Origin of the sequence: uncultured Rhodoblastus sp., assembly GCF_903903185.1 — a bacterium.
GTDB lineage: Bacteria > Pseudomonadota > Alphaproteobacteria > Rhizobiales > Beijerinckiaceae > Rhodoblastus.
In genome coordinates this window covers 1-10921 of sequence record NZ_CAIUXT010000087.1, presented here as the reverse complement: position 1 = coordinate 10921, position 10921 = coordinate 1, and the positions used below count along the sequence as shown (strand labels likewise).

General features: G+C 61.0%; 15 protein-coding genes. 8 read left to right on the top strand and 7 right to left on the bottom strand.

Annotated features, from left to right (window positions below; genetic code table 11):
- The first annotated feature begins 89 nt into the window (after positions 1–89).
- From repB to QZY01_RS08330, 6 genes are all read left to right on the top strand, one after another.
- Positions 90–1166: a plasmid partitioning protein RepB gene (gene repB, locus QZY01_RS08355; protein ID WP_294535789.1), complete on the top strand. Its 1077-nt coding sequence runs from the start codon at positions 90–92 to the stop codon at positions 1164–1166.
- Positions 1167–1381: 215 nt separating this feature from the next.
- Positions 1382–2677, top strand: a complete 1296-nt coding sequence (repC, locus tag QZY01_RS08350) for a plasmid replication protein RepC (protein ID WP_294535785.1) — start codon at positions 1382–1384, stop codon at positions 2675–2677.
- Between the two features lie 610 nt (positions 2678–3287).
- On the top strand, positions 3288–3638 hold the full coding sequence (locus QZY01_RS08345) for an MbcA/ParS/Xre antitoxin family protein (protein ID WP_294535783.1): 351 nt from the start codon (positions 3288–3290) through the stop codon (positions 3636–3638).
- The gene (locus tag QZY01_RS08340) at positions 3635–4168 is read left to right on the top strand and encodes an RES family NAD+ phosphorylase (RefSeq protein WP_294535780.1); all 534 of its coding nucleotides are present in this window, start codon (positions 3635–3637) and stop codon (positions 4166–4168) included. The genes QZY01_RS08345 and QZY01_RS08340 overlap by 4 nt, the downstream gene beginning before the upstream one ends.
- Positions 4169–4300: 132 nt before the next feature.
- Positions 4301–4555, top strand: coding sequence for a type II toxin-antitoxin system Phd/YefM family antitoxin (locus QZY01_RS08335; RefSeq protein ID WP_294535777.1), 255 nt, complete (start codon positions 4301–4303; stop codon positions 4553–4555).
- On the top strand, positions 4555–4959 hold the full coding sequence (locus QZY01_RS08330) for a type II toxin-antitoxin system VapC family toxin (protein ID WP_294535775.1): 405 nt from the start codon (positions 4555–4557) through the stop codon (positions 4957–4959). Before QZY01_RS08335 ends, QZY01_RS08330 begins: the two co-directional genes overlap by 1 nt.
- A gap of 223 nt (positions 4960–5182) precedes the next feature.
- Here the strand turns inward: QZY01_RS08330 and QZY01_RS08325 are convergent, their stop codons facing one another.
- From QZY01_RS08325 to QZY01_RS08315, 3 genes are read right to left on the bottom strand one after another with little or no spacing between them, the layout of a single operon-like run.
- A complete protein-coding gene (locus tag QZY01_RS08325; RefSeq protein ID WP_294535773.1) occupies positions 5183–6343 on the bottom strand; it encodes a site-specific integrase in 1161 nt (386 codons plus the stop codon).
- Positions 6340–6756: a PIN domain-containing protein gene (locus QZY01_RS08320; protein WP_294535771.1), complete on the bottom strand. Its 417-nt coding sequence runs from the start codon at positions 6754–6756 to the stop codon at positions 6340–6342. Before QZY01_RS08320 ends, QZY01_RS08325 begins: the two co-directional genes overlap by 4 nt.
- A complete protein-coding gene (locus tag QZY01_RS08315) occupies positions 6756–7004 on the bottom strand; it encodes a type II toxin-antitoxin system prevent-host-death family antitoxin (RefSeq protein ID WP_294535768.1) in 249 nt (82 codons plus the stop codon). The genes QZY01_RS08320 and QZY01_RS08315 overlap by 1 nt, the downstream gene beginning before the upstream one ends.
- A gap of 561 nt (positions 7005–7565) precedes the next feature.
- On the opposite strand from QZY01_RS08315, the gene QZY01_RS08310 reads away from it, so the two are divergent.
- Positions 7566–7790, top strand: a complete 225-nt coding sequence (locus QZY01_RS08310) for a DUF433 domain-containing protein (protein WP_294535765.1) — start codon at positions 7566–7568, stop codon at positions 7788–7790.
- Entirely contained in the window at positions 7790–8089 is a 300-nt protein-coding gene (locus QZY01_RS08305; protein ID WP_294535763.1) for a DUF5615 family PIN-like protein, read from the top strand. Before QZY01_RS08310 ends, QZY01_RS08305 begins: the two co-directional genes overlap by 1 nt.
- A 70-nt stretch (positions 8090–8159) precedes the next feature.
- Here QZY01_RS08305 and QZY01_RS08300 read toward each other — a convergent pair whose 3' ends face one another.
- The 4 genes from QZY01_RS08300 to QZY01_RS08285 form a co-directional block, all read right to left on the bottom strand.
- Positions 8160–9299 carry a hypothetical protein gene (locus QZY01_RS08300; protein WP_294535759.1) on the bottom strand — a complete coding sequence of 380 codons (1140 nt, stop codon included), beginning with the start codon at positions 9297–9299 and terminating at the stop codon, positions 8160–8162.
- A 38-nt stretch (positions 9300–9337) separates the two neighbouring features.
- Complete coding sequence (locus QZY01_RS08295) at positions 9338–9751, bottom strand: hypothetical protein (protein ID WP_294535757.1); 414 nt, start codon at positions 9749–9751, stop codon at positions 9338–9340.
- Between the two features lie 79 nt (positions 9752–9830).
- A complete protein-coding gene (locus tag QZY01_RS08290; protein WP_294535755.1) occupies positions 9831–10250 on the bottom strand; it encodes a type II toxin-antitoxin system MqsA family antitoxin in 420 nt (139 codons plus the stop codon).
- A 1-nt stretch (position 10251) separates the two neighbouring features.
- Positions 10252–10557: a type II toxin-antitoxin system MqsR family toxin gene (locus tag QZY01_RS08285; protein ID WP_294535752.1), complete on the bottom strand. Its 306-nt coding sequence runs from the start codon at positions 10555–10557 to the stop codon at positions 10252–10254.
- Positions 10558–10921: the final 364 nt, after the last annotated feature.

Sequence of the window (10921 nt, the reverse complement as noted above, 5' to 3'; positions counted from 1 at the left end):
CGCGCGACTTATGATCGCGCGATGGAAGCACTGAACGCCGTTAATGGCGAAATCGAAGCCCTTATCACCAATTCTTGGGGGCGGAGCTGATGGCGCGCAAGAATCTCCTCGCAGGACTCGACGGCCCGGAGTTGTCCGCGGTCAACTCCGGGCCGTCGAGCGCCCATGCTCCGAACGTGGACTTTGGCGCGCGTCCAACGCTGGGCACCAGAGGCGCTGTCGGAGCGATGAGCCGCTCGTTGGAGCGCATGTCGGCGAATATTGATGCCGCAAAAACTCTCGAGCAACAGCTTCTCGCCGGATCCAGCATTATTGAGATCGATCCGTCGCTGATAGATTCGTCGTTCATTTCAGATCGGATGAGCGAAAATACGGTCGATCATTCGTCCCTTGTCGGTTCAATCCGAGAACATGGGCAACAGGTCCCAATATTGGTTCGGCCGCACCCCGAGTCTCAGGGCCGTTATCAGGTTGCCTACGGACACAGGCGCCTTCGCGCTCTAAAAGAGCTTCAGCGTAAAGCGAAGGCGGTAGTTCGACCGCTTACCGATGATCAGCTCGTTGTGGCTCAAGGTCAGGAAAACAGCGCACGTCGTGACCTTTCGTTCATAGAGCGCGCCTCGTTCGCGACAAAGTTGGAAGACCGGGGCTTTTCCCGTGAGATCATTATCGCTGCGTTGACCGTGGACAAGACCGAGCTCTCTCGACTCATCTCATCCCGACGGGCTCTGCCAGATGATCTCATTTTTGCAATCGGCCCAGCGCCAAAAACCGGACGCCGACGTTGGATGGATCTCGCCGAACGTCTCAACGGATCACCAACTAATGAAATTTGGAAACGCGCGGTCGAACGGCCAGCTTTCGATCAACTCGATTCGGATTCCCGCTTTCAGTTCGTAGTTAATGCTCTGTCGAGCAAATCCGTGCCAACGAACGAAGTCACATCCCCCGCAAAGCTCTTCCGGTGGATCAACCACGATGGTCGAAAAATCGCGCGAATTGAGGATGGCGCAGATTGGCTGCGGATTAGCGTGGACAAATCGACGGGAGCGGATTTTGGAGCGTTTCTTTTGACGCGATTGCCGGAACTTATTCAGGCCTATCAAACCGGCAAGGGCGACGCGGAGAGCACAGACACGGATAGTGACGCTTCGTCGGCTAGGTAGGATCGACCGGCGTAGTAAAGTGACGTGCGTATTTATTCAAAACGAGAGGTAACCCGACAAAAGAAAAAGGCCCCCGAAACATAGTCCCGGAAGCCCTTCTCATACTGTAGCAAGATTGAGAATCTCACTTCCGCGAATCACTGTCAAGAGTCTCGTGAGAGATTATTGCGCCGTTTCGGCGAGCGGATTTCTTTTGCCCGACGAAAGGCAAAAGCATGGAACCCCATATACCGACGACGCCCTTTGGGCGGCGGCCGTTGAAGCTTGACCATTTGGCAAGCCAGGCGGCGGCAAAAGCGCGTCCACCAGAAAAGTTTGTGCACAAATGGCATGTGTTCCGGGCGATTTGCGCGGCGCGAGCGCGTCTGGTCGTGTCCGAGCGCGCGCTGGCGGTGCTCGATGCGCTGCTGACGTTTCATCCGGAGACCGTACTGACCGGCGAAGACCTCGTGGTCTTTCCCTCGAACCGACAGCTCAGCCTGCGCGCGCACGGAATGGCGCCGGCGACGCTGCGGCGCCACCTTGCCGTCCTGGTCGATGCCGGCCTGATCGTGCGGCGAGATAGCCCCAACGGTAAACGCTATGCGCGCAAGGACGGGGAAGGGGAGGTTGAGATCGCCTTCGGGTTCGATCTTTCGCCCCTGGTCGCGCGCGCTGATGAGTTCGAATCGCTCGCCGAGGCCGTGCGCGCCGAAGAGCGCGCGTTCAAACGCGCCCGTGAACGGATAACCATCTGCCGGCGAGACATCGCCAAGATGATCGCCACCGGCATCGAGGAAGGCGCGCCGACGCGGCGGGCAGGGGAGGGGCCAGCCGACTGGTCCGCAATCCACACGCTCTATCGCGGCATGGTCGGGCGCATTCCACGCACGGCGACCCGCGAGGAACTGGAGCCGATCGCCGATGAGCTGGCGATGCTGTCCGCCGAAGTACTCAGCTTGTTGGAAAGTCACATTAATTCGCAAAATATAAGCGCCAATGAGTCTCAAACTGAGCGTCACATACAGAATTCAAACCCAGAACCTAATATTGATCTTGAACCTAGCCTCCAAAAAGGCTGGGGCGCAGATTCGGGTTCCATTGACCCAGAACCGAGCGCTCCCCCAAGATCGCTAGAGAGTGATCAAGCCAATGCGATACGGGTCAGCGCGGCGACCAAAGCCTATCCTCTTGGCATGGTGCTCGAAGCCTGCCCCGACATCGCCGATTACGCGAAGGGGGGTATCGCTTCCTGGCGGGATCTGATCGCCACGGCCGGACTGGCGCGCGCCGCCCTCGGGATATCGGCCGACGCCTGGCGTGAGGCTCAGGAAACCATGGGAACGATCGACGCGGCTGTGATAATCGCTGCGATCCTGCAGAAAGGCGATGCGATCAGCAGTCCGGGCGGCTATCTTCGCGCGCTGTCGGCCAAGGCGCGTGCGAAGGAGTTTTCCATCGGTCCGGTGCTGATGGCGCTTTTGCGTGGCAAGTTGGCTAAAACGGCGCGCGAGCGGAAGTCCACGGGATGAAATCGCTGACCCACTTGGCCGGATGCGTATCTTTCGCTGACATATCGGTTGGCGAGCGGGGTCGGGTTGACGTTTTATCTGAGAACGCGCCGATTTTGAGGATGAAATTGGCGTTTAGATGAGACTGAGCATGCAGGAGAACCAGAGCGAGCCGAGAATCGGCCTTGCTTGTTTGCCGAGGCCGCGAAACGGATCATCCTGGTCGTCGTCGGCGGCGCACACGACGATGAGGGATTTATCCGCCTTGTGCCCCCTTCGCAATCCCCGCCTTGGCGATCCAAGCCTCGAACGCCAGGACCGGAGGCCCGATCAGCAGCACCAGAGACTTCTCGTCGACCAAACCAAGCCGGTTTTGGTGCGCCCGAGCTGGATCGACAGGCAGGACAGGGCTTGGGAAAGGGGATCGGCGGGATCGATGGATCCCGCTGCGCTCGCAGCCCGCCCGAAGCGAAGGCGACCAACAGCAGGGCCTTGTTGAAAACAGCCGCGAGCGCCGATGATTGTCGGCGCCAACCAAGCGCGCAAGCCGAAATCCCGCCCACGCCATTGACTGCCAATATATCTGACGCTATATTGCGTCAATATGTATGGCATTATTCGAGGCCGACCCATGACACTTGCCCGCTACGCCGAAAAAGGATTCTTCGCGCCCGCCAAGATCGCTGACGTGCTTTTGACGACCCGCGACGAAATCGCGCGCACCGCGGGCCTCGGCAAGGACGCAGTCCAGCGCAAAGACCGTATCACGTCTCAAAAGACCCAAAAGAGACTGCGCGAAATGATCGAAATCATCAACAAAATCGAGCCTCGATTCGGTTCCGACCTGATGGCCTATGCCTGGTATCGCTCCGAGCCGCTCCCCGGCTTCTCTGGACAGTCCGCCATGCAATTGGTTCGCGCCGGTCGTGCGGCCGATGTACTTGACTACATCGACGCAGTTGACGCCGGCGTCTACGCTTGATCCCATCGAACCATTACACCGGTCTGCTTTACCGCGCGCTCAATCCGATTTATGCCCGCGATCCGCTATCGGGCCGCGGCGCTGAACTCTACGGAGGCCGCTTCAATCCGAAGGGCGTTCCCGCTCTCTACGCATCGCAATCCCCAATGACCGCCTTGCGCGAAGCAAATCAAGTCGGAACGCTGCAGCCGACGACGCTCGTTGCCTACCGTGCCGATATTCACCCTGCTTTCGACACTCGCGACGACGCCAAGCTCTCAGCATTTCACATGACGCCGAACGACCTGGCTGCGACCACATGGCGGGATGAGATGATCGCTCTTGGCGTGTCGAAAACCCAAGAATTTGCTCGACGCCTTATCGACGATGGATATGCGGCAATGCTTGTCCGCAGCTTCGCTCGCGGCGCCTCCGATGACGAAATCAACATTATTCTCTGGCGTTGGAGCGCCGAGCCGCCGACAAAACTCGTTCTCATCGACGACGAGAACCGGCTCTCGGGCGAAGAACGAGCGCTTATGTCGGGTTGACGATCTATTTGATAACGCGGCGATTTTTCAGTCGCTCGAGCAGGCGGGCGCGTCGTGGCGCGACGTATCTCGTTGACGCGGCCGGCTTGCGGCGCTAAATAGCTAGACAGGCTAGATTGATTGAGGCACGCCATGGACTGGCAGCTGCAAGACGCCAAGAACCAATTTTCGAAACTCGTCCACAGCGCCCGCACCCAAGGCCCGCAAATCGTCACCGTGCGCGGCGAGCGCGCGGTCGTGGTGCTATCGGCGCAGGATTATGACGCGCTACGCGCCAAGCGGCCAACCCTGGTCGATCGCCTGTTGTCCGGCCCGACCTGGGACCAGGAGTTCGTCGACGCCGTCTCGCAGCGGGAAAAGACCCCCGGCCGGGAAATCGACTTCTGATGTACCTCGTCGACACCAACGTCGTCTCCGAAGCGCGGCGCGGCGCGCCCGAAGTGGTGCGCTGGCTGCGCTCGGTCGATCCCCTCGGCGTCCATCTCAGCGTCATCACCCTTGGCGAAATCATGCGCGGCGTCGCCTTGAAGCAGAAAGCCGATCCCCGCGCGGCCGCGCATCTGGCGGAATGGCTGCAGACACTTCGCCACGAACACGCCGACCGAATTCTGGCCGTCACCGATCAGATCGCCCTCGAATGGGGACGGATAGCCGCGCTGCGGCCGCGCGGCGAGGCCGACGGCCTGATCGCCGCGACCGCGATTGTCCACGACCTGATCATCGTCACCCGCAATACGTGCGATTTCGACGACACTCGGGCTTCCGTGATCAATCCATGGGACATTGCCTGATCGCATCCGACCTGGGTTTCGCGGCGCGCGCAGCCAGCGCGTTCGTCTCCTTCTGTCGAGCCACTACCTCCTCCGGGGCGATCTTGCAGAAAGTTGCAGCGGATGGAATGCGGCAAGGCCCAGACTGCGTCCCTGACCTCGCTTCGCGGCGGGAGAAGCGCCTATCGCGCCGGATTATGCTTCGTTTGCCGGCGATGAAGTTGGCGGCGACGCAAGCGGGCGTTCACACCATCAGCCGCGCCGCCGCGCCAAGCCGCGCCTCAGAATCATTATAATAGCGCGCCGCCTGCTGCACCGAGCGGTGCTGCGACTGGCGCATGGCTTCCGGCATGGGCACGCCGCGCCGAGCCGCTTCGGTCAAAAAGCCCGAGCGCAGGCCATGCGCGCTGAAAGCTAAGGGATCGAGCCCGGCCTGGGCGCAGCGCGCCTTGACGATGAGATTGACGGCCTGCGGCGTCAAAGCCTTGTCCTGCAGCGTTCCCCAACGGTCGATCGCCCTGAATAACGCCCCCTTTGCAATCTCCGCCTTGGCGATCCAAGCCTCGAGCGCTTCAACTGGCGGTCCGATCAGCAGCACCCGCGACTCCTCGTCGGCCGCGCCGGTTTTGGTGCGCCCGAGCAAGATCGACAGGCAGGGCAGGGCGGTCGAGCCAGGATCGGCGGGGTCGATCGGGACGGGCGGCTCGCGAAAAATCTGCTCAAGCCGCAGGCCGGCGATCTCGCTGCGCCGCCGTCCGCCCGAGGCGAAGGCGGTCAACAGCAGGGCTTTGTCGCGCGCATCGACCAGGCGGCGCCCGAAGCAGCCGGCGACGAGTTGGTCGAGCACGGCGCGCGTCACCGCCTTCTGGCTTTTGCGCCCGCGCGGACGCGCCGACGCGCGCACCGCCAAGCGAAGGGCCGCTCGCAGGGTAGGGGCCGCAAAAGGTCCGTCAAAACCGCGCCAGCGATGCAAAGTGCCCCAATGGGCGAGGCGTCGCTTGACGGTCGCCGGCGCGTGCGGGCCGACCGTTCGCAGATGGCCTTTTTCGCGCAGAAAATCTTCGACCTCGGCCGGCATGCCGTGCAGCGCGTCGGCCTCGCGTTTTTGCGGATCCCACAAATGATGGGCGACAAATTTCAGAGCGAGCGATTCCGGCGCCGGCCAGGGTAGGGCGGATCCGGTCGAAGCCAGCGACCAGGCCTCGAGATAGGCGAGATCGGAGGCGAGCGCGCGCAGGCTGTTATCGCCGATCCCCTCCCGCGCGAGATGTTTGAGCGTCGCGACGTCGTCGTCGGTCAGCAAGCCGGCGAGCGCGTCGCGCCGGTCGAGCGGCAGGATGGCCGCGAGCGTGTCGAGCTCGAGCGCGCGGCGGTCTTCGGCGGCGCGGGCGGCGGACTGTTTCATGGCGCCGCCAGGGGACCGAGCAGCGCGACATTTTCGGCGCGCGCGGCGGCGGCGAGTTTTTTGTCCAGCGTCGCCAAGGGCAGCCGCTCGGTCAGCGCGAGAGCGAGATAGGCGGCGTCGTAAGCGGTCAAGCCGTGCCGGATCGCCAGCCGGGCGATCTGGGCGCCGTCGCCCGGGCCGCAATCGCGCCAGGACATCTGGCCGAGCTTGTCGACGAGATCGAACAAAACATCCTCGGCAAGCCGGCCGCGCCGCAGCGCGAGCAGCAGGAGGTTGCGCATTTCATGGAGGAAAAGGCTCGGGACGCGGCAGGGTTGGTTCGCGGCGCGGCGCGCCAGCGCGGTCGAGGCGGCGCTCGCCTCGTCGGGCAGGAACCAGGCGGCGGCGAGCGAGGCGTCGACGACGAAGGCCATCAGTATTTGTGGCCTTCGTGGCGCCAGGCCAAGATTTCCTCGGTCGTCACGGGCTTGATCTCGCCGCTGTCGCGCAGCGCGAGAATGGCTTCGATCGTGGCGCGCCGGCGCGCCTGTTCGTCGAGCGGCGCGAGCCGGGCGATGGGGACGTTGCCGCGGGCGATCACCACCTCCTCGCCGGCCTCGACGCGGGCGATCAGTTCGGAAAGGCGGGTTTTGGCTTCGCCGATATTGACCTTGAGGGCCATGGAAAAACACCCTGGATAAAGACAGCGCGGAGGCTTTCGCGCCGCGTTTGGGCGAGGATGGGACGGTTTTCAGATCGAGTCAAGCCCTTGGTCTTGTAACTATCGATAAGCTATCCTTATCGATAGTGAGAGGCGCTGCCGAAAAGGCGCCCCTATGACGGAAGCTAAAGTCATGTTAGCTTCCGTTAACGGCGCTTATCTTAAGGATTCGCAGGCATTTGAAAGCCGACCCCCGACTTGTGGAAATGCTCGACTGGAGCCAAATTTACGGCCCCTTTGTCGGTTTTGCTTAAAAACTTCAATTTGAAACGACAAACTAAAATTCAGCCGCCTATTTTGCCTTGACGCTTCAGGTGTCGTCTCTCTTAATCCATCGAAATATTCGCGCGTTAGCCTCATCGAGCTCAATCCGGCGGGGCTTCCGTGTCTGATGCGATTGGAGCGGACGCGTGGCAAATCGCCGGTCCGGGCTCGCTGTGGTCGACAGGGATATGTCGCGAAGAGAAGAAAATCGGGCTATGATACCTTCTGTACGCTGTCTGAGTGGGAGAGGAACGGGTTGTGAGCGAATTGCACCGCATCACCATTGAGCCAGAGCAATGCGGCGGACGTCCGTGCATCCGGTCCTTGCGCATTCGCGTCAAGGACGTCCTGGATCTCTTGGCGTCCGGCGCTTCGCGCGAGGAGATCTTGGAGGATTATACGTTGCTTGAAGCGGCGGATATTGCCGCCGTCCTCGAATTCGCCGCGCGTCAAAGCGATCACCCGGTTTTGCACGTCGCCTAATGCGCTTTCTTGTCGACGCCCAACTGCCCGCCGCGCTGGCGCGTTGGCTTGCAGCCGAAGGCGATCGGGCTGAGCACGTCGCCGACATCGGTTTGGCTAGCGCGCCTGACAAGGCGATATGGGACTATGCCCTCGCTGCGGACGCCATCATTGTGACCAAGGACGAGGATTTCGCTCAGCGAAAGGCGTTCAAAGACGGAGGGCCGACGGTCGTGTGGATCAGGCTTCCCAACACGCGAAAGCGACAATTGCTCTTGTGGTTCGAGAACGTGCTTTCCGAATATCCTGCAAGCGCTTGAGCGCAGAGAAACCTTGATTGAACTGGTGTAAGCTTGGCTACGCTGGTGTGGCGCCGAATGCCGAACGCGGTCAGCTTCGATCAATCGATCGCAGCCTATCGATGAACTGTCCTTTTCGTGCGTGCTTCTGACGAAGGACGCCAACGCGTCGCTCGAACTCATTCGTTGCTCCCTGAGAGGACGCGACATCGCCCAAATCGGCGAGGAGGGCCTTGGCGCGATCATAGCCGGCGGCGTTGCGCCGCTCGATTTCGTTGTCGACCTCGCGCCATGCCAGCTCACCACGCGCGGCCACGGCTGCAAGGCGCTTTTTGCGCGCCTCGGCCGCCTCTGCCTCGCGCCGCTCGCGTTCCGCGCGAGCCGCCGAGGCGGCTGCTCGTTTGCGGGCTGCGGCGATCTCCGCGGCGCGGGCGCGCAATTCCCCGACCGTCCGCGCTTTCGGCGGCTCGACGCCCTTGCGCTCGGCGACGCTTTCGCGAACGCGCCGGCGCAGTTCAACGCCGACAAAGGGGTCGCCAGTGTAAAGTCTTGAGAGCAAACCCACGCGTCCTTCTTCGGATAACGCGCGGATCGCGGCGTCGATGTCGCTGCTTTGCAGTTCTCCGCCCGCCGAATGGGCGTTTCGTTCGGCCGCCGCCGCGACGAGATTGGAGTCGATTTGAAAAAATTCGGCGAAGGCTTCAAGCGGCCCGTCGAGCGGACCAACCCCCGGCAGGGGCTCCGGCGTGTCATCCGCGAAAACATCAGCTTCTACGGCCGTGAGCCACAGGAGATAAAACATCCGAAGATCGCCGGCCAATATCTTCGCGCGAAGCGGCGCGAGCGCCGCGAGTTGGCCGGCGCCCTCGTCGAAATCTTCCACATCGAGCTCGTCTCGCGCGATCTCGACGACAAGATGTTCGCCGACGATGCGCGTTTCGACGCAGTCAACCTCGCTCAAGACGCCGTTCAACCAGATGCGGTCGACGAACTTCCTCGGCAACCTCAGGAAGAATCGGCGGGAGCCCCAGTTCGCAAGATAAAGGTGCAGATCGAACATGCGTTCGATGAGCCGCGAAGGGCTCCCTTTGAAATCACCCCATTCGTACGAATTGACGAAGCTCGTCGTCGTGATCCGCGCCCGCGTCGATAGCGCGCGCAGCTCCTGCTGCTCGGCCGCCGTCAAGGGCCTGTCGACCGCCTGAAACTCATAATATTGATATTCGCTCATCGTATCATCTCGATAGTCGCGGAAGGATCGGCGCCAAGTCAAAGCGGATGGAGCGTCGGAACATCAATCATCAGTTCAAACGCTTGTTTGAGGGTAACTCCGTGAAATACGGGATGCCACCTGTTGTTGTGCCGCATCCAGTAAATGTCGAAATGATCGGGGCCGATGTAGTCGATCCGGACGAAAGGCGTGTCGAACTCACCCCTGATCCGGTTGGGCGCGTCGGATCGATAGCGCTGCATGAAGCGGTAGCGTCCCGCCCGCCATTCTCCAAAAATATCCACGCAGTAGTTGAACTCCGTCGGTCGAATTTCTGGAAGGAAGCGCGGTTTCATGACGTCGCGGATGAAGGCTTCGCAAGCCGCGATGATGGCTTTCTTGACGGATTCCGAAGATTTCGGCGGATGTGACGTTTTAGTTTTAGCGGCGGTCATCCAGACCTTGTTGCCCATCTACCAAGTTCCTCGGAAACTGCGCTCGCGACCGTCACCGTAAACATCTCATACGCGTCGACTTCGAGCGAACGCCAACTCACCGTAATTCGTCGACCATTTCGGGATGCCGATCCAGAATTCTCAGCAACTGGCTCGTCGGTCCGCTCGGCTCGATCAGACCACGTTCGTATTTGTCGAACGCATTCTCTCCGACTTTGAGCAACAGCCCCGCTTCGCGTTGCGACAGATTGAGCTTCGTTCGCACCCGGCGGATCGTGGCGGGAGAGGGCAAACCTTCGATTTTCTCTTTAAGCGTGCGCAAAGCCTCATCGACGGCCGCCATGTCGTCTCCGAAATGCACGCCATCTCCAATTCCGGCCGGATAGTAGCCTGGAAGCTCCACGGTGACGCTTTCGCCCTTGTAGGAAACATTGAATGGCCGCACGCCGCGCGTCAGGATCTCGCCAGTGTCCGGCGCGACCATTGTGTTCGGAAAAAGTTGCTTCCCGGTAGCCATTTCACTTCTCCTTGAACGAAACCACCGAGAACTCGGTGACGACGTCAGCCTGGAACTTGATGTAGAGCGTCAATCCCTGGGAAGGGACGTGATAGACGTCCTGCCAGAGTCGCGGGTCTGCGAAGGTGGTCATCGATTTGTAACACATGCCTCTTTCGATGCTGTCGATGGCTTGCGCGATGCCGCCGCGATCGAAGCCGAGCGCCGTAGCATCGCGCAAAGCCGAGGTCGTGATCGCGAGGGTTTCGACCGAACCCATCGACAGCTTGATGGCGTCGAGATCATAGGTCGGTCGGCGCTTTTCCATGGCTCGACCATACCACCATAAAGGTGGCGCGACAAGTTCAACGGCTTTCGGCGCGGGGGCTGTCGAACATTGGCGTCGGCCGTCGCAAATCGAGTTCGGCGGCTGCGCTCACCCTATACCCCAGCGTCTGGTATGCGGCCCTTCGTTTCGCGGCGATGCGCGCGAGAACCGGCACATTGTTATCGACATAGTCGTAGTTCGCCACCTCGCGCTTGACGCGAAGGCCTTACCGTCCTGTATTTCATCTCAATCTCGCGCTTTTGCCGCGTTTGCTCTCCGCTGACGAGCTTCTCCCGGACCTTGTGTTCGCGTGTAGACAATGCCATATTTACGGCAACACGTGGGGTCGGGCATGCCGCTCAAT